11 protein-coding genes are annotated in these 17,831 nt (G+C 71.9%); 6 read left to right on the top strand and 5 right to left on the bottom strand.

Annotated elements, in window-relative coordinates:
• Window positions 1-251 precede the first annotated feature (251 nt).
• Both Sdi02f_RS11615 and Sdi02f_RS11610 read left to right on the top strand, forming a co-directional pair.
• The gene (locus tag Sdi02f_RS11615) at window positions 252-1,901 is read left to right on the top strand and encodes a M4 family metallopeptidase (protein ID WP_108933203.1); all 1,650 of its coding nucleotides are present in this window, start codon (window positions 252-254) and stop codon (window positions 1,899-1,901) included.
• Between the two features lie 71 nt (window positions 1,902-1,972).
• Window positions 1,973-2,482: a DUF1990 domain-containing protein gene (locus Sdi02f_RS11610; RefSeq protein ID WP_030402452.1), complete on the top strand. Its 510-nt coding sequence runs from the start codon at window positions 1,973-1,975 to the stop codon at window positions 2,480-2,482.
• Window positions 2,483-2,527: 45 nt separating this feature from the next.
• On the opposite strand, the gene Sdi02f_RS11605 is transcribed toward Sdi02f_RS11610, so the two are convergent.
• Entirely contained in the window at window positions 2,528-5,146 is a 2,619-nt protein-coding gene (locus Sdi02f_RS11605) for a glycosyltransferase family 1 protein (protein ID WP_031086178.1), read from the bottom strand.
• A gap of 370 nt (window positions 5,147-5,516) precedes the next feature.
• On the opposite strand from Sdi02f_RS11605, the gene Sdi02f_RS11600 reads away from it, so the two are divergent.
• From Sdi02f_RS11600 to glgB, 4 genes are all read left to right on the top strand, one after another.
• Window positions 5,517-7,580 carry an alpha-1,4-glucan--maltose-1-phosphate maltosyltransferase gene (locus Sdi02f_RS11600; RefSeq protein WP_167458155.1) on the top strand — a complete coding sequence of 688 codons (2,064 nt, stop codon included), beginning with the start codon at window positions 5,517-5,519 and terminating at the stop codon, window positions 7,578-7,580.
• A complete protein-coding gene (treS, locus tag Sdi02f_RS11595; protein WP_108933201.1) occupies window positions 7,577-9,277 on the top strand; it encodes a maltose alpha-D-glucosyltransferase in 1,701 nt (566 codons plus the stop codon). The genes Sdi02f_RS11600 and treS overlap by 4 nt, the downstream gene beginning before the upstream one ends.
• Window positions 9,278-9,372: 95 nt before the next feature.
• Window positions 9,373-10,767, top strand: a complete 1,395-nt coding sequence (locus tag Sdi02f_RS11590; RefSeq protein WP_108933200.1) for a maltokinase N-terminal cap-like domain-containing protein — start codon at window positions 9,373-9,375, stop codon at window positions 10,765-10,767.
• Between the two features lie 40 nt (window positions 10,768-10,807).
• The gene (gene glgB / locus Sdi02f_RS11585; RefSeq protein WP_167458154.1) at window positions 10,808-13,141 is read left to right on the top strand and encodes a 1,4-alpha-glucan branching enzyme; all 2,334 of its coding nucleotides are present in this window, start codon (window positions 10,808-10,810) and stop codon (window positions 13,139-13,141) included.
• Window positions 13,142-13,144: 3 nt separating this feature from the next.
• Here glgB and Sdi02f_RS11580 read toward each other — a convergent pair whose 3' ends face one another.
• The 4 genes from Sdi02f_RS11580 to Sdi02f_RS11565 form a co-directional block, all read right to left on the bottom strand.
• Window positions 13,145-15,421, bottom strand: a complete 2,277-nt coding sequence (locus tag Sdi02f_RS11580) for a HelD family protein (RefSeq protein ID WP_108933199.1) — start codon at window positions 15,419-15,421, stop codon at window positions 13,145-13,147.
• A 134-nt stretch (window positions 15,422-15,555) separates the two neighbouring features.
• Entirely contained in the window at window positions 15,556-15,888 is a 333-nt protein-coding gene (locus tag Sdi02f_RS11575) for a thioredoxin family protein (protein WP_030402673.1), read from the bottom strand.
• A complete protein-coding gene (locus Sdi02f_RS11570) occupies window positions 15,885-16,283 on the bottom strand; it encodes a MerR family transcriptional regulator (RefSeq protein WP_030402674.1) in 399 nt (132 codons plus the stop codon). Before Sdi02f_RS11570 ends, Sdi02f_RS11575 begins: the two co-directional genes overlap by 4 nt.
• Window positions 16,284-16,428: 145 nt before the next feature.
• Window positions 16,429-17,823: a cation:dicarboxylate symporter family transporter gene (locus Sdi02f_RS11565; protein ID WP_030402675.1), complete on the bottom strand. Its 1,395-nt coding sequence runs from the start codon at window positions 17,821-17,823 to the stop codon at window positions 16,429-16,431.
• Between the last annotated feature and the right edge of the window lie 8 nt (window positions 17,824-17,831).

The raw sequence follows: 17,831 nt of genomic DNA, 5'->3' as shown, positions 1-17,831 counted from the left end.
ATGTCCTCCGAGCACGCGTCATCCCCCCGTTTTTGCCAAGCACTTACGCCCGCCTTGTTGCCGCTTTACCGAGGTCACGCGGCCTTCACAGGTCCGCCCTCCAGGTTCCGGCGTCGGTTTTCGGCCAACATCATCCCGCCCTCCTGACATGTACGCGCCTTCGGTGTCAGTCTTCCGTCACCCGCCGCACAACTTCGCAGCAACCGGCCGGACACCCCACGCCGACCGGATCCCCCACCGAAGGAGCTTGTGTGTCTTCCCTCTTCGCGCGCCACAAGCGCACCACCCTGGCCCTCGCCACCGCGGTCGCCGCCGGGGCGATGCTCACCACCGGCCTCACCGCGGGCAGCGCCGCCGCCGACAGCACCGCCCCGTCCGCGCTGCCGGCCGCCCCGGTCCTGCTGTCGGACACCGCCCGCACCGCGCTCATACAGGAACAGCAGGCCGGCGCGGCCGACGCCGCCCGGGAGCTGGGCCTCGGTGCCAAGGAGAAGCTCGTCGTCAAGGACGTGGTCAAGGACCGCGACGGCAGCGTGCACACCCGCTACGAGCGCACCTACGACGGCCTGCCCGTCCTCGGCGGCGACCTCGTCGTGCACCGGGCGGAGTCCGGCGCCACCAGAGGTGTCACCAAGGCGACCGGGGCCGCCATCAAGGTGGCCACGGTGACGCCGAAGGTCGGGGCGGCCAGGGCCGAGCAGCAGGCGCTGTCCGCCGCCGAGGACGCCGGTTCGTCGCGGACCGCGGCCGACTCCGCGCCCCGCAAGGTGATCTGGGCCGCCCAGGGCAAGCCCGTCCTCGCCTACGAGACCGTGGTCGGCGGCCTCCAGGACGACGGCACCCCCAACGAACTGCACGTCATCACCGACGCCGCCACCGGCGCCCAGCTGTACGAGTACCAGGGCGTCGAGACCGGCTCGGGCAAGAGCCTGTACTCGGGCACGGTCACCCTCGGCACCACCAAGTCCGGCTCCTCGTACCAGCTCTACGACACCGGGCGCGGCGGCCACAAGACGTACAACCTGGCCCGCAAGACCTCCGGCACCGGCACCCTGTTCACCGACGCCGACGACGTCTGGGGCACCGGCGCCGCCTCCAGCGACCCGCAGGACCAGACCGCCGCCGTCGACGCCGCCTACGGGGCCCAGGTCACCTGGGACTTCTACAAGCAGACCTTCGGCCGCAACGGCATCAAGAACGACGGCAAGGCCGCCTACTCCCGCGTCCACTACGGCAACAACTACGTCAACGCCTTCTGGCAGGACAGCTGCTTCTGCATGACCTACGGCGACGGCTCCGGCAACACCAACCCGCTGACCTCGCTGGACGTGGCCGGGCACGAGATGAGCCACGGCGTCACCTCCCACACCGCGGGCCTCAACTACAGCGGCGAGTCCGGCGGCCTCAACGAGGCGACGTCGGACATCTTCGGCACCGGCGTGGAGTACTTCGCGAACAGCTCCGCCGACAAGGGCGACTACCTCATCGGCGAGAAGATCGACATCAACGGCGACGGCACCCCGCTGCGCTACATGGACAAGCCCAGCAAGGACGGCGCGTCCAAGGACTACTGGTCCTCCGGCCTCGGCGGCGTCGACGTGCACTACTCGTCCGGTCCGGCCAACCACTTCTTCTTCCTGCTGGCCGAGGGCAGCGGGGCGCGGACGGTCGACGGGGTGAGCTACAACTCCCCGACCTCCGACGGCTCCACCGTCACCGGCATCGGCCGCGCCAAGGCCCTGCAGATCTGGTACAAGGCGCTGACCACGTACATGACGTCGACGACCAACTACAAGGCCGCCCGCACGGCGACCCTGAACGCGGCCTCCGACCTCTACGGCTCCTCCAGCACCGAGTACAAGACGGTGGCCGCGGCCTGGACCGCGATCAACGTGAGCTGACCGACCCGACCGACCCGGCCGGCGGCACCCGGAACCAGCGGTTCCCGGGTGCCGCCCTACCCTTGGTGCCCATGTCCTTCACGTACGACGACGTCGGCGCCACCCGCGAGCAGGACCACTGCCCGCCCGGCTTCCGCCCCCTGCACGTACGCACCCGCCTCGGGGAGGGCGAGCCGGTCTTCCGGCGGGCGGCCGAGGCCGTGCTCACCTGGGAGATGCACCGGGAGATGGGCGTCGGCATCGAGGCGAGCGCCGAGCGTGCCGCACCGGGTGTCGACGTCACCGTCACCCTCGCCGGCATGATCAAGGCGCCCTGCCGGGTGGTGTGGACCCTGGAGGAGCCCCGCCGGGCCGGCTGGGCCTACGGCACGCTGCCCGGCCACCCCGAGTCCGGCGAGGAGGCCTTCGTGGTGGACCGCACGGGCGACGGGACGGTCTGGCTGACCGTGCACGCCTTCAGCCGCCCGGCCAAGTGGTACGCCAAGGCCGGCGGACCGGCCGCCCGCGCCTTCCAGCACGCCTACGCGCGGCGCTGCGGCACCGTCCTCAGGCGGCTGAGCGGCGGCGACGAGGAGGACTGAGCCGAGGACCGGACCGAGGACCGGGCCCGCCCCGCCGCCTCTCGCTCACCGCATCACCGGCCCCCCCGCCGCCACCAGGTCGCCCGAGGGCACCGCGACCAGGCCCGTCTCCACGCCGGAGGCGAGCAGCCGGTGCGCGGGCAGGACGCGGACCGTGTAGCCGAAGGGCCCGGTGCGGTCCAGGGCGAGCGGGCCCTCGTAGGCCCAGCGGCCCTCCAGGTCGGGGCCGCCCACCGGTTTCAGCGGCACCTTCGCCGCGTCGGTGATCCGGTCCTCGGAGTCCACCCGGCCGGAGACCGCCTGCACCTCCACGTCCTCCGGCGCGAGGTCGCCGAGCTTGACCCGCACCCGCAGGACGAGCGTGGTGCCCAGTTCGGCGCTGGCGGTGGCGGCGGACGTCTCCACGTGGTCGACGCTGACGCCGGGCCAGGCCGCCCGCACCCGCGCCTTCCACTCGGCCAGCCCCCGCGCGGAGTCCCGGTCCATCGCGCGGTGCGCCTCGGCGGCGGGGGTGTAGAGCCGTTCGACGTACTCGCGGACCATGCGGCCGGCCAGCACCTTCGGGCCGAGCAGGCTCAGGGTCCTGCGGACCATCTCCAGCCACCGGTCGGGCAGCCCGCTCGCGCCCCGCTCGTAGAAGCGCGGGGTGATCCGCTGCTCCAGCAGGTCGTAGAGGGCGTTGGCCTCCATGGCGTCGCGCCGGTCCGGGTCGGTGCCGATGCCGTCGGCGGTGGGGATCGCCCAGCCGAAGTCGGGCTGGTACCACTCGTCCCACCAGCCGTCGAGCACCGACAGGTTGAGGCAGCCGTTGAGCGCCGCCTTCATGCCGGAGGTGCCGCATGCCTCCAGGGGCCGCAGCGGGTTGTTCAGCCAGATGTCGCAGCCCGGGTAGAGCTTCTGGGCCATCGCCATGCCGTAGTCCGGCAGGAACACGATGCGGTGCCGCACCCGCGGGTCGTCCGCGAACCGCACCAGCTCCTGCACGAGCCGCTTGCCGCCGTCGTCCGCCGGGTGCGCCTTGCCCGCGACGACGATCTGGACCGGCCGCTCGGGATGCAGCAGCAGCTCCGTCAGCCGCTCCCGGTCGCGCAGCATCAGCGTGAGCCGCTTGTACGACGGGACGCGCCGCGCGAAGCCGATGGTGAGCACGTCGGGGTCCAGGACGTCGTCGATCCAGCCCAGTTCGGCCGCCCCGGCGCCGCGCTGCCGCCAGGAGGCGCGCAGCCGCTCGCGCACCTCGTCGACGAGCTGGGCGCGCAGGGTGCGGCGCAGCTCCCAGATGTCCTGGTCGGGGATGTCGGCGACCGAGTCCCAGCGGTCCGAGCCGCCGACGGCCAGCGCGTCCTCGGCCCGCTGCACACCGATCTGCCGGGCACCGAGCCGGAACACCTCGGGTGCCACCCAGGTCGGGGCGTGCACGCCGTTGGTGACGGAGGTGATGGGCACCTCGTCGGCGTCGAAGCCGGGCCACAGTCCGGCGAACATCCCCCGGCTGACCCCGCCGTGCAGCAGCGAGACCCCGTTGGCGCGCTGGGCGAGCCTGAGGCCCATCACGGCCATGTTGAAGAGGTTCGGTTCGCCGCCGGGATAGGTCTCCATGCCGAGCCGGAGGACGCGTTCGACGTCGATGCGCGGGAGTTCGGAGTCGGGGCCGAAGTGGCGGGCGACCAGCTCGCGGTCGAAGCGGTCGATGCCGGCCGGGACGGGGGTGTGGGTGGTGAAGACGGTGCCCGCCCGCACCGCCTCCAGCGCCGCGCCGAACTCCAGGCCCTCGTCGCACAGTTCGGCGATGCGTTCCAGTCCGAGGAAGCCGGCGTGGCCCTCGTTGGTGTGGAACACCTCCGGCGCGGCGTGGCCGGTGAGCCGGCAGTACGTGCGCACCGCCCGGACACCTCCTATGCCGAGCAGCATCTCCTGGAGGAGCCGGTGCTCGCTGCCGCCGCCGTAGAGCCGGTCGGTGACACCGCGTTCGCCGGGGTCGTTCTCCTCGACGTCGGAGTCGAGCAGCAGCAGGGGCACCCGGCCGACCTGGGCCAGCCAGACGCGGGCCCGCAGCTCCCGGCCGCCGGGCAGCGCCAGGGCGACGTGGGCCGGGGTGCCGTCGGCCTCCTTCAGGGGGGCCAGCGGCAGCTCGTGGGGGTCGAGGACGGGGTAGTGCTCCTGCTGCCAGCCGTCCCGGGAGAGGGACTGGCGGAAGTACCCGTGGCGGTAGAGCAGGCCCACGCCGACGAGCGGCACGCCCAGGTCGCTGGCGGCCTTGAGGTGGTCGCCGGCCAGGATGCCGAGGCCGCCGGAGTACTGGGGCAGCGCGGCGGTGATGCCGAACTCGGGCGAGAAGTAGGCGACGGCGGCCGGGAGCCGGCCGGGCTGGGCCTGGTACCAGCGGTCGCCGGTCATGTAGTGGTCGAGGTCGTCGGCCGCCGCGGTCAGCCGGCGCAGGAAGCTCCGGTCCTCGGCCAGCTCCGCGAGGCGCGCGGGGCGGACGGTGCCGAGCAGCCGTACCGGGTCGCGGCCGGACGCGGTCCAGCACTCGGGGTCGACGGACTGGAAGAGGTCGCGGGTCTCCGGGTGCCAGGACCAGCGCAGATTGCGGGCCAGATCACTGAGCGGCCGGAGGGGGTCGGGGAGAACGGGACGGACGGTCAGTCGACGGATCGCCTTCACCCTCACGACGTTACCGCGCGATGTGTCCCTTGTTGGGGCCTTCGCCCTGATGCGCCGGACAGGAACTGACGCACTCGGCGTGTCGATATGGCCGGATCTTTCCCCGTCGGCCTTCTTGTGATGCTTCGCTCCGCGAGGAAAGCTGCACATGTCGCGACGAACGCTGATTGCGGGAGCGGCATCCGGGAAAGCGACGGTCAGATCGCCGCGTGTGTCGTGTTGTCGACATACGCGCCGGTAGTTAACAAAGCGCCGGATTGCCCACCGGAAGAGTGTGGGAAGGCTCCTGCGGTACGCCCCGCACGCACCTCGCAGGACCCACCTCCCCAGAAGTCATCCGCCCACCCAGTTGACGCGGACAGGAGCGGTCATGCCCGCCACGCACCACTCGTCAGCATCCCCCGCATCCCCGGCTGCCGGCGCACCCCCGGTGTCACCCGCGCGGAGCACCACCGTCGTCGGACGCATCCCCGTGCTGGACGTCCGTCCGGTCGTCCAGCACGGGCGCAGGCCCGCCAAGGCCGTCACCGGCGAGTCGTTCGAGGTCTCCGCGACCGTGTTCCGGGAGGGGCACGACGCGGTGGCCGCCAACGTCGTCCTGAGAGACCCCGAGGGCCGCCCGGGTCCCTGGACGCCCATGCGGGAGCTGGCCCCGGGCACCGACCGCTGGGGTGCGACCGTCACCGCGGACACGACGGGACTGTGGTCGTACACCGTGGAGGCGTGGAGCGATCCGGTCACCACCTGGCGGCACGCGGCGCGGATCAAGATCCCGGCCGGGATGGACACGGACCTGGTCCTGGAGGAGGGCGCCCGGCTGTACGAGCGGGCCGCCGCCGGCGTGCCCGGGAGCGCGGACCGGCGTGAACTGCTGGCCGCCGCCGAGGCCCTGCGCGACGAGGGCAGGCCGGCCGCGTCCCGGCTGGCGGCGGCGCTGACGCCTCAGGTCGACGCGGTCCTGGCCCGCCACCCCCTGCGCGACCTGGTCACCTCCTCCGAACCGCTCCCCCTGCTCGTCGAGCGCGAACGCGCCCTCTACGGCGCCTGGTACGAATTCTTCCCCCGCTCCGAGGGCACCCCCGAACACCCCCACGGCACCTTCCGCACCGCCGCCCGCCGCCTGCCCGCCATCGCCGCCATGGGCTTCGACGTCGTCTACCTCCCCCCGGTCCACCCCATCGGCACCACCCACCGCAAAGGCCGCAACAACACCCTCTCCGCCACCCCCGACGACGTCGGCGTCCCCTGGGCCATCGGCTCACCCGAAGGCGGCCACGACACCGTCCACCCCGCCCTCGGCACCCTCGACGACTTCGACCACTTCGTCACCGAAGCCACCCGCCACGGCCTCGAAATCGCCCTCGACTTCGCCCTCCAGTGCTCCCCCGACCACCCCTGGGTCCACAAACACCCCGACTGGTTCCACCACCGCCCCGACGGCACCATCGCCCACGCCGAGAACCCGCCCAAGAAATACCAGGACATCTACCCCGTCGCCTTCGACACCGACCCCGACGGACTCGTCACCGAAACCGTCCGCATCCTGCGCCACTGGATGGACCACGGCGTACGCATCTTCCGCGTCGACAACCCCCACACCAAACCCGTCGCCTTCTGGGAACGCGTCATCGCCACCGTCAACCGCACCGACCCCGACGTGATCTTCCTGGCCGAGGCCTTCACCCGCCCCGCGATGATGCACACCCTCGCCCAGATCGGCTTCCAGCAGTCCTACACCTACTTCACCTGGCGCAACACCAAACAGGAACTGACCCAGTACCTCACCGAACTCACTGGGGACGCCGCCGCCTACATGCGGCCCAACTTCTTCACCAACACCCCCGACATCCTCCACGCCTACCTCCAGCACGGCGGCCGCCCCGCCTTCGAGGTCCGCGCCGTCCTCGCCGCCACCCTCTCCCCCGCCTGGGGCATCTACAGCGGCTACGAACTCTGCGAGAACACCCCCCTCCACCCCGGCAGCGAGGAATACCTCGACAGCGAGAAATACCAGCTCAAACCCCGCGACTGGGCCACCGCCGAACGCGAGGGCACCACCATCGCCCCCCTCATCACCCGCCTCAACACCATCCGGCGCGCGAGCCCGGCCCTGCGCCAACTGCGCGATCTGCACTTCCACACCACGGACAAGGAAGAGGTGATCGCCTACTCCAAGCGGCAGGGATCGAACACGGTTCTGGTGGTCGTGAACCTCGACCCCCGCCACACCCAGGAGGCCACGGTCTCGTTGGACATGCCGCAACTCGGCCTGGACTGGCACGAGTCGGTGCCGGTGCGCGACGAGCTGACCGGCGAGACCTATCACTGGGGCAGGGCCAACTATGTGCGCCTGGAGCCGGGCCGTACGCCCGCGCACGTCTGCACGGTTCTGCGACCGTCCCACCCGCAGATCGGAGGGTCACTCACCACATGATCGTCAACGAGCCCGTGCCGGACACCTTCGAGGACACCCCCGTCAAGGACCGCGACCCGGACTGGTTCAAACGAGCCGTCTTCTACGAGGTCCTCGTCCGCTCCTTCCAGGACAGCAACGGCGACGGCGTCGGCGACCTCAAGGGCCTGACCGCCAAACTGGACTACCTGCAATGGCTCGGCGTGGACTGCCTCTGGCTCCCGCCCTTCTTCAAGTCGCCCCTGCGCGACGGCGGGTACGACGTCTCCGACTACACCGCCGTCCTGCCCGAGTTCGGCGACCTCGCCGACTTCGTCGAGTTCGTCGACGCGGCCCACCAGCGCGGCATGCGCGTGATCATCGACTTCGTCATGAACCACACCAGCGACCAGCACCCGTGGTTCCAGGAGTCCCGCAAGAACCCCGACGGCCCCTACGGCGACTACTACGTCTGGGCCGACGACGACAAGCAGTTCCAGGACGCCCGGATCATCTTCGTCGACACCGAGGCGTCGAACTGGACCTACGACCCGGTGCGCAAGCAGTACTACTGGCACCGGTTCTTCTCCCACCAGCCGGACCTCAACTACGAGAACCCGGCCGTGCAGGAGGAGATGATCTCCGCGCTGAAGTTCTGGCTCGACCTGGGCATCGACGGGTTCCGCCTGGACGCGGTGCCGTACCTCTACCAGGAGGAGGGCACCAACTGCGAGAACCTGCCGCGCACCCACGACTTCCTCAAGCGGGTGCGCAAGGAGATCGACGCGCAGTACCCGGACACGGTGGTGCTGGCGGAGGCCAACCAGTGGCCCGAGGACGTCGTCGACTACTTCGGCGACTACGCCGCCGGCGGGGACGAGTGCCACATGGCCTTCCACTTCCCCGTCATGCCCCGCATCTTCATGGCGGTCAGGAGGGAGTCCCGCTACCCGGTCTCCGAGATCCTCGCCAAGACCCCGGCCATCCCCTCCGGCTGCCAGTGGGGCATCTTCCTGCGCAACCACGACGAGCTGACCCTCGAAATGGTCACCGACGAGGAACGCGACTACATGTACGCGGAGTACGCCAAGGACCCGCGGATGCGTGCCAACATCGGCATCCGGCGCAGGCTGGCCCCGCTCCTCGACAACGACCGCAACCAGATCGAGCTGTTCACCGCCCTGCTGCTGTCCCTGCCCGGCTCGCCGATCCTCTACTACGGCGACGAGATCGGCATGGGCGACAACATCTGGCTCGGCGACCGCGACGCCGTGCGCACCCCCATGCAGTGGACGCCCGACCGCAACGCGGGTTTCTCCTCGTCCGACCCGGGGCGCCTGTTCCTGCCCACGATCATGGACCCGGTCTACGGCTTCCAGGTGACGAACGTCGAGGCGTCCATGGCCTCGCCCTCGTCCCTGCTGCACTGGACCCGGCGCATGATCGAGATCCGCAAGCAGAACCCCGCCTTCGGCCTCGGCACCTACACCGAGCTGCCCTCCACCAACCCGGCGGTCCTGGCCTTCCTGCGCGAGTACGGCGACGACCTGGTCCTGTGCGTCCACAACTTCTCGCGGTTCGCGCAGCCCACGGAGCTGGACCTCAGCGCCTTCGGCGGACGCCACCCGGTCGAGCTGTTCGGCGGGGTCCGCTTCCCGGCGGTCGGTGACCTGCCGTACCTGCTGACCCTCGGCGGGCACGGCTTCTACTGGTTCCGGCTCCGCAAGGACGCCGTCTAGATCCGGCCCCGTCCCCGGGCGGGGCGGTTTCCGCCGTTCCGCCCGGGGCACGCATCAGTAACCACCCCGACGCTCCGGGGAAAGGACGCGACGCCATGTCGGAAGCCGTCATACGCACCGTCACGAGCCCGCCGGATCTCCTGGCGTCCCTGGAACCACTGCTGCGGGAGTGGCTTCCGCGGCAGCGCTGGTTCGCCGGCAAGGGGCGTCCGGTCACCGGCTTGTCCCTGGTCGCGGCCACCGACCTGCTCCCCGCCGACTCCCGCCTCGGACTCCACCACGTCCTGGTCCGCGCCCACCAGCAGGCCGCGCCCGCCGGGGCCGCGGCCGAGGGGCCCGGCGACTGCTACCAGCTCCTGATAGGCACCCGCGAGGCGCTGCCGCCCCGGCTCGCGCCCGCGCTGATCGGCCACGTGACCGGGGGCCCGGCGGCCGGACGCACGGCCTACGACGCCCTGTACGACACCCGCCCCGCCGAGGTGCTGCTGGAGGCGCTGCGCTCGGGGGCCCGCATCGGGGGGCTGCGCTTCGAGCGGGCACCGGAACAGGACATACGCGCCGGGCTGGTGCCGCGGCTGACGACCGCCGAGCAGTCGAACTCGTCGGTCGTGTACGGAGATACGTTCATCCTCAAGGTGCTGCGCCGGATCGTGCCCGGCGTCAATCCCGACCTGGAGCTGCCGCTGGCCCTGGCCCGCGAGGGCTGCCCCCGGGTGCCCGCGCCCGCGGGGTGGATGGTGGCGGACCTGGACGGCCGGACCTGGGTGCTGGGCGTGCTCCAGCCCTTCCTCCAGGGCGCCACCGACGGCTGGGAGCTGGCGCTGCGCGAGCTGGCCAAGGGCGAGGACTTCGCCGCCGAGGCCCGGGCGCTGGGGCGGGCCACCGCCGAGGTGCACTCCGCGCTGGCCCGCGCGCTGCCGACCGTCACCCTCGGCCACGCCCACGCGCGGCAGCTCGCCGGGGGCATGACCGCGCGGCTGGAGGAGGCGGCGCGGGCGGTGCCGCTGCTGCGGCCGTACGCGCCCGCGCTGCGGACGGCCTTCACGGCGCTGGCCGGCCTGGCCGCCGAGGGCCGTACCTGGACCGCCCAGCGGGTCCACGGCGACCTGCACCTCGGCCAGTGCCTGCGCGCGCCCGACGGGGAGTGGTCGCTGATCGACTTCGAGGGGGAGCCCGCGCGGTCCCTGGCCGAGCGCCGGCTGCCGCAGCCGGCGGTGCGGGACGTCGCGGGGATGCTGCGCTCCTTCGACTACGCCGCCCACTCGGCCGGCGTGCGCGGGACCGGCTGGACCGAGTCCTGCCGGGCCGCGTACTGCACCGGGTACGCGCAGGCCGGCGGCCGCGACCCGCGCACCGACCCGGTGCTGCTGCGCGCCTACGAGACGGACAAGGCGGTCTACGAGGTCCTGTACGAGGCCCGGCACCGTCCCGACTGGCTGGAGGTGCCCCTGGCGGCGGTGCGCCGCCTGTCCGTGCCCGAACCGGCATGACGTCCCCGCCCGCCCCCGTCCCGCCCAGGAGGTTCCACCCGTGACCCCCCGCCCCTCGTCCAGCGGCCCCGACCCGAGGAAGACGACCGGGAAGAAGACGGCCGGTGCCGGGAAGAAGCCCGCCAAGGCCGCGAAGAAGAAGGCGCCCCGGAAGGTGACCGCCGGCTCCTTCGGGGCGGTGCCCGCCGTCTCCCCCGCACCGGCCGCCGCCGACCGCGAGCGGCTGCTCGTCGGCACGCACCACGACCCGCACGCGGTGCTCGGCGCCCACCGGGTGCCCGGCGGGGTCGCGTTCCGGGCGCTCAGGCCGTACGCCCTCGCGGTGACGGTGCTCTGCGGGGAGCTGCGGGTCGAACTGCACGACGACGGGGACGGGTTCTTCTCCGGTCTCGCGCCGCTGGAGGAGGTGCCGGCGCACCGGCTCCTGGTGACGTACGAGGGGACGGTCCAGGAGGCCGAGGACCCGTACCGCTTCCTGCCCACCCTGGGCGAGCTGGACCTGCACCTGATCGGCGAGGGCCGGCACGAGCAGCTCTGGCGGGCGCTCGGCGCGCACCCGACGACGCTGGACGGGGTGGCCGGCACCCGCTTCGCGGTGTGGGCGCCGAACGCGCGCGGGGTCCGGGTGGCCGGCGGTTTCAACTTCTGGGACGGCACCGCCCATCCGATGCGCTCCCTCGGCTCGACCGGCGTGTGGGAGCTGTTCCTGCCCGGCGTCGGCGCGGGCGAGCCGTACAAGTTCGAGATCACCCGGCCCGACGGTTCGCGCACCTTCCGCGCCGACCCGCTGGCCCGCCGGACGGAGGTCCCGCCGGCCACGTCCTCGATCGTGCACGCCTCGGACTACACGTGGGGCGACGGGGAGTGGCTGGCCCGCCGCGCGGACACGCCCGCGCACGAGGCACCGATGTCGGTGTACGAGGTCCACCTGCCGTCCTGGCGCCCCGGCCTCACCTACCGCGAGCTGGCGGAGCAGCTCCCGGCGTACGTCTTGGACCTCGGCTTCACGCACGTGGAGCTGATGCCGGTCGCCGAGCACCCCTTCGGCGGTTCCTGGGGCTACCAGGTCACCGGTTTCTACGCGCCCACGGCCCGGCTGGGCGATCCCGACGACTTCCGGTACCTGGTGGACCGGCTGCACCAGGAGGGCATCGGCGTCCTGATGGACTGGGTGCCGGCGCACTTCCCGCGCGACGACTGGGCGCTGGCGGAGTTCGACGGACGCCCGCTGTACGAGCACTCCGATCCGCTGCGGGCCGCGCACCCGGACTGGGGGACGCTGGAGTTCGACTTCGGGCGCCGGGAGGTGCGCAACTTCCTGGTGGCCAACGCCGTGTACTGGTGCGAGGAGTTCCACATCGACGGGCTGCGCGTGGACGCGGTCGCCTCGATGCTGTACCTGGACTACTCGCGCGAGCCGGGCGGGTGGACGCCGAACGAGCACGGCGGCCGGGAGAACCTGGACGCGGTGGCGTTCCTCCAGGAGATGAACGCGACGGTCTACCGGCGGGTGCCCGGCGTGGTGACGGTGGCGGAGGAGTCCACGGCCTGGGACGGGGTCACGCGGGCCACCCACCACCGGGGGCCGAGCGGCTTCGGCGGGCTCGGCTTCGGGCTGAAGTGGAACATGGGCTGGATGCACGACTCGCTCGCGTACATGAGCCACGAGCCGGTGCACCGCAAGCACCACCACGGCGAGCTGACCTTCTCCATGGTGTACGCGTACAGCGAGAACTACGTGCTGCCGATATCCCACGACGAGGTGGTGCACGGCAAGCGGTCCCTGGTGTCGAAGATGCCCGGCGACTGGTGGCAGCAGCGCGCGAACGAACGGGCGTACCTGGGCTGGATGTGGGCCCACCCCGGCAAGCAACTGCTCTTCATGGGCCAGGAGTTCGCGCAGGGCGCGGAGTGGTCGGAGGCGCACGGCCCCGACTGGTGGCTGCTCGACCCGCAGTACGGGGCGGCGGCCGACCACCGGGGCGTGCGCGACCTGGTGCGGGACCTGAACACCGTCTACCGGGCCACGCCCGCGCTGTGGCAACGCGACACCCATCCCTCCGGTTTCTCCTGGGTGGCCGGCGACGCGGCCGAGGACGACGTCGTGGCCTTCCTGCGCCTGGACGCCGAGGGCAGCCCGCTGCTCGCGGTGTCGAACTTCGCCCCGGTGGTCCGCTCCGGCTACCGCCTCGGCGTCCCCGACGAGATCCCGGCCTGGCACGAGGTCCTCAACACCGACGCCGCCCGCTACGGCGGCGGCGACGTGACCAACCCGGACCCGGTCAAGCCGGAACCCCAGGGCCGGCACGGCCGCCCGGCGAGCATCCGCCTGACCCTGCCGCCCCTGGCCACGGTGTGGCTGCGCCCGGCCTGACCGTCAGCCCGCGCCGCCCTCGTCCGCGAGCCCCTTCGGCAGCGGCTCGCTGTGCAGGACGCCGAGGTGCTGGGTGGCGCGGGTGAGGGCGACGTAGAGGTCGCTGGTGCCGTAGCGGCCGGGCTCGACGACCAGGACGGAGTCGAACTCCAGGCCCTTGGACTGGCGCGGGTCCAGGAGGACGACCCGCCGCGTCAGGTCCGGCTCGGCGTCCGCGGTCACGCCGTCCAGCCGGGCGGCGAGGGCGGGGTGCAGCTCCCGCGGGGCGACGACGGCGAGGCGGCCCTCCTCGGGGGTCAGTTCCCGGACGGCCTCGGCGACGGCGGCGGGCAGGTCGCCGGTGGCCCGGATCCAGGGACGTACGCCCGTCGAGCGCACCGAGCTGGGCGGGGTGAAGGACGGGTCCTCGGCCCGGACCACGGCCGCCGCGAGGTCCATGACCTCGGCCGGGGTGCGGTAGTTGACGCCCAGGCGGGTGTGCTCCCAGCGGTCCTCGACGTACGGGGCGAGGATCTTCGACCAGGAGCCGACACCGGCCGCCTCCGCGGTCTGCGCCGGGTCGCCGACCAGGGTCATCGAGCGGGTGGGGCAGCGGCGCATCAGCAGCCGCCAGGCCATGGGGGACAGCTCCTGCGCCTCGTCGACGATGATGTGCCCGAACGCCCAGGTGCGGTCGGCCGCCGCGCGCTCGGCGGCGCTGCGGTGGTCCTCCTCCTCCTGGCGCTCGGCGAAGCGCTCGGCGTCGATGACGTCGTGGGCGAGCAGGACCTCAGACTCCTCGTCGGCCTTGTCCTCGAACTCGTAGGTCCGGGACGCGTACGACACGTCCAGCACGCCCTGCGCGTAGGCGATCTGCTCCTCCCGCTCGCGTTCGGCGCGGGTGCGGGCCACCCGGTCGTCCACGCCGAGCAGTTCGGCCGCCTCGTCCAGCAGGGGCACGTCGGCGACGGTCCAGCGCCGGGTGACCGGGCGGCGGACGGCGGCGGCGTCCTCGGCGGGCAGGAAGGCCTCGGGGGCGGCGAGGAAGTCGGCGACCAGGCGCTGCGGGGTGAGCCGGGGCCACAACCGGTCGATGGCGGACCAGACCTCGGGGTTCTCGGCGAGTTCGTCGCGGATCTGGGTGATGTCGCTGGGGTCGAGGAGGTTGGTGCCGTCGTAGGGGTCGGTGCCGATGCGCTCGGCGACCATGTCGGTGAGGGTGTTGAGGATGTGCCCCTCGAAGTGTTCGCGGGCCGCGTTGTGCGGGAGTCGCGCGGCGCGGGTGCGCTCGCGGGCGACGTTGACGAGGTCGTCGTCCAGCATGAGCACGTCCCGGTCGTGCTCGACGGCGATGACCGGGTCGGGCAGCGCCTGCCGGTCGCGGACCACCTCGGCGAGCACGTCGGCCATGCCGGCCCGGCCCTTCACGGCCGCAGCCTCGGGGGTGTCCGTCGCCGTGGCTTTCACTCCGGGGAACAGCTCGCCGACGGTGGCGAGGAGCACGCCGGTCTCGCCCAGCGAGGGCAGCACCTCGCCGATGTAGCCGAGGAAGGCCGGGTTGGGGCCGACGATGAGGACGGCGCGCTTGGCGAGCAGTTCGCGGTGCTCGTAGAGGAGGTAGGCGGCGCGGTGCAGGGCGACGGCGGTCTTGCCGGTGCCGGGGCCGCCCTCGACGACGAGGACACCGCGGTGCGGGGCGCGGATGATGCGGTCCTGGTCGGCCTGGATGGTCTGCACGATGTCGCCCATGCGCCCGGTGCGCGCGGAGTTCAGCGCGGCGAGCAGCACGGCGTCGCCGGAGGGGTCCTCGTGGCCGGTGCGGGTCTCGTCGCCGAGGTCGAGGATCTCGTCGTGCAGCGCGGTGACGGTGCGGCCCTCGCTGGTGATGTGCCGGCGGCGGCGCAGACCCATCGGGGTGTGGCCGGTGGCCAGGTAGAAGGGGCGGGCGACACCGGCGCGCCAGTCGATGAGGACGGGGGTGCGTTCGGCGTCGTCGGCGCGCAGTCCGATGCGGCCGATGTGGTGGCCCTCCCCGGAGGTGAGGTCGATCCGGCCGAAGCACAGGGAGCCGTCCACCGCGTTGAGCGCGGCGAGCAGTCCGGAGCGCTCGGCGACCAGGATGTCCCGTTCCAGCCGGGCCTGCTGGGGGGTGTTGCCCTGCGCGAGCGCCTCGGTGACGGACACCTCGGCATGGCCGCGCAGCGCGTCCACGCGCGCGTACAGCCCGTCGATGAATTCCTGCTCGTGCCGCAATTCATCGTCCGGAAATTCGGTGTTTGACAATTCCACTCCCGGCCGCATATACTGTGCCTACTGAACTTCTTCGCGACCTCATTTATCTGAAGTCACGAATCATCGAATATACGCAAAGAAATCCCCCGAGCGCAATTGCTCGGGGGATTTTTCCTTGGTGCGTCGCGGCCGGTCGGACGCGCTCAGACCACCTCGGCCAGTTCCGCCAGGAGCCGCCTCTTGGGCTTGGCCCCCACCATCGACCGCACCGGCTCACCGTCGCGGAAGACCATGAGCGTGGGCGTCGCGAGCACCCCGTGGGCGAGCGTCGTCTCCGGATTGCGGTCCACGTCGATCCGCACCACGCGCAGCCGCTCGCTCTCCTCGGCCGCGATGTCCCTCAGCACCGGCCCGAGCTGCCGGCAGGGCCCGCACCACTCGGCGGTGAACTGCACCAGCACGGGCACCTCGCTGCCCAGCACCTCCGTGGCGAAGTCCGCGTCCGTCACCTCGGCCACCCCGGCGATCGTCGTCATGCGTGCCCTCCCAGTTCGCACTTGGGTTCCGGACCCCCCGGAACCGCCGCCTCGGCCCGCGCCAACTGCGCGGCGACCTGCGCGCGCACCGACGTGAGCTGCTCGATCAGCGTGTCCAGCTCCGCCAGCTTGCGCCGGTAGACCACCAGGGACGCGGGGCAGGAGTCGCCCTCGGGGTGCCCGGCGCGCAGGCACTCCACGAAGGGGCGGGTCTCCTCCAGGTCGAATCCGAAGTCCTGGAGGGTCCTGATCTGCCGCAGCAGCCTCAGGTCGTCCTCGTCGTAGGTGCGGTAGCCGTTGTCGCCCCGCCGCGCGGGCAGCAGACCCCGCGACTCGTAGTACCGCAGCGTCCGCGTGGTGGTCCCGGCCCGTGCGGCCAGCTCGCCGATTCGCATGGGGACGAACGTAGGCCTTGACGCCGACGTCAGGGCAAGAAGCCCCGCGCCGGGGGAGGACGCGGGGCTTCTTCGCAGGGACCGGGCGGCTGAGCAACGGGGGGAGCACCTCAGCCGCCCGGCGTGTGGGGGCGCCGTACGGGCGTCAGGCCCGCGTCAGCTCCTTCTCGCCGCCCTGTTCGGGCAGGTCCGGGGTGTCGTCGCCGTCGGCGGGGCCGTGGGCGTCGTCCAGGAGGGTCTTCTCGTCGAACGGGATCCGGCCGGCGAGGACGTCGTTGACCCGCTCCTTGTCGATCTCCTTGGTCCAGGTGCCGATCAGGACGGTGGCCACCGCGTTGCCGCCGAAGTTCGTCAGGGCGCGGGCCTCGCTCATGAAGCGGTCGATGCCGACGATCAGGCCGATGCCGTCCACCAGCGCGGGCTTGTGCGACTGGAGGCCGCCGGCCAGCGTGGCCAGGCCGGCGCCGGAGACGCCGGCGGCGCCCTTGGAGGCCACCAGCAGGAAGAGCAGCAGCGGGATCTGCTCACCGATCGACATCGGCGTACCCATGGCGTCGGAGATGAACAGCGAGGCCATGGTCATGTAGATCATGGTGCCGTCGAGGTTGAACGAGTAGCCGGTCGGGACGGTGATGCCGACCACCGGCTTGCTGACGCCCAGGTGCTCCATCTTCGCGATGAGGCGGGGCAGCGCCGACTCCGAGGACGAGGTGGACAGGATCAGCAGGAACTCGCGGCCCAGGTACTTGAAGAGCGAGAAGACGTTGATCCCGGAGACGAGGCGCAGCACGGCGCCCAGCACCAGGAAGAGGAAGAGGAAGCAGGTCACGTAGAAGCCCAGCATCAGCACGGCCAGGCTCTTGAGGGCGTCGACACCGGCCGAGCCGGTGACGGCGGCGATGGCGCCGAAGGCACCGACCGGGGCGGCCCACATGATCATCGCCAGGACGCGGAAGACCAGCCGCTGGATGTGCTCGATGCCGCGCAGGACGGGCTGGCCGGCGCTGCCCATGGCCTGCAGGGCGAAGCCGCAGAGCAGGGCGACGAGCAGGGTCTGGAGCACCTCGCCCGCGGTGAACGCGGAGACGATCGTGGTCGGGATGATGCCGATCAGGAAGTCGACGGTGCCCTTGGCCTCCGCGTCGACCTGCGCCTGGCCGGTCTCCTTGACGGCGTCCGTGACCGCGAGGCCCGTGCCCGGGTCGAGGATGTTGCCGACGATCAGGCCGATGGCGAGCGCCACCAGCGACATCACGAAGAAGTAGACGAGGGCGATGCCGCCGACCGCGCCGACCTTGGCGGCCTTGCGGACGGAGCCGATGCCCAGGACGATCGTGCAGAAGATGATCGGCGAGATCATCATCTTGATCAGGTTCACGAAGCCGGTGCCGAGCGGCTTCAGCTCGGTGGCGAAGTCCGGGGCGATCAGACCGACGGCGATACCGAGGGCGACCGCGATGATCACGGCTATGTAGAGATAGTGCGTGCGGTCGCGCTTGGCTTTGGGTGCGGCAGGTGCCGTAGCGGCGTTGCTGGTCACGGCGGCCC

This window comes from Streptomyces ardesiacus (assembly GCF_003112575.1).
GTDB lineage: Bacteria > Actinomycetota > Actinomycetes > Streptomycetales > Streptomycetaceae > Streptomyces > Streptomyces ardesiacus.
This window is presented reverse-complemented; position numbering and strand designations above follow the sequence as displayed.

Excerpts from the sequence above, each read along its gene's own strand:
- Sdi02f_RS11610 (WP_030402452.1), top strand. The coding sequence starts at position 1,973 with ATGTCCTTCACGTACGACGACGTCGGCGCCACCCGCGAGCAGGACCAC.
- Sdi02f_RS11600 (WP_167458155.1), top strand. The coding sequence starts at position 5,517 with ATGCCCGCCACGCACCACTCGTCAGCATCCCCCGCATCCCCGGCTGCC.
- treS (WP_108933201.1), top strand. The coding sequence starts at position 7,577 with ATGATCGTCAACGAGCCCGTGCCGGACACCTTCGAGGACACCCCCGTC.
- Sdi02f_RS11590 (WP_108933200.1), top strand. The coding sequence starts at position 9,373 with ATGTCGGAAGCCGTCATACGCACCGTCACGAGCCCGCCGGATCTCCTG.
- Sdi02f_RS11580 (WP_108933199.1), bottom strand. The coding sequence starts at position 15,421 with ATGCGGCCGGGAGTGGAATTGTCAAACACCGAATTTCCGGACGATGAA.
- Sdi02f_RS11575 (WP_030402673.1), bottom strand. The coding sequence starts at position 15,888 with ATGACGACGATCGCCGGGGTGGCCGAGGTGACGGACGCGGACTTCGCC.
- Sdi02f_RS11570 (WP_030402674.1), bottom strand. The coding sequence starts at position 16,283 with ATGCGAATCGGCGAGCTGGCCGCACGGGCCGGGACCACCACGCGGACG.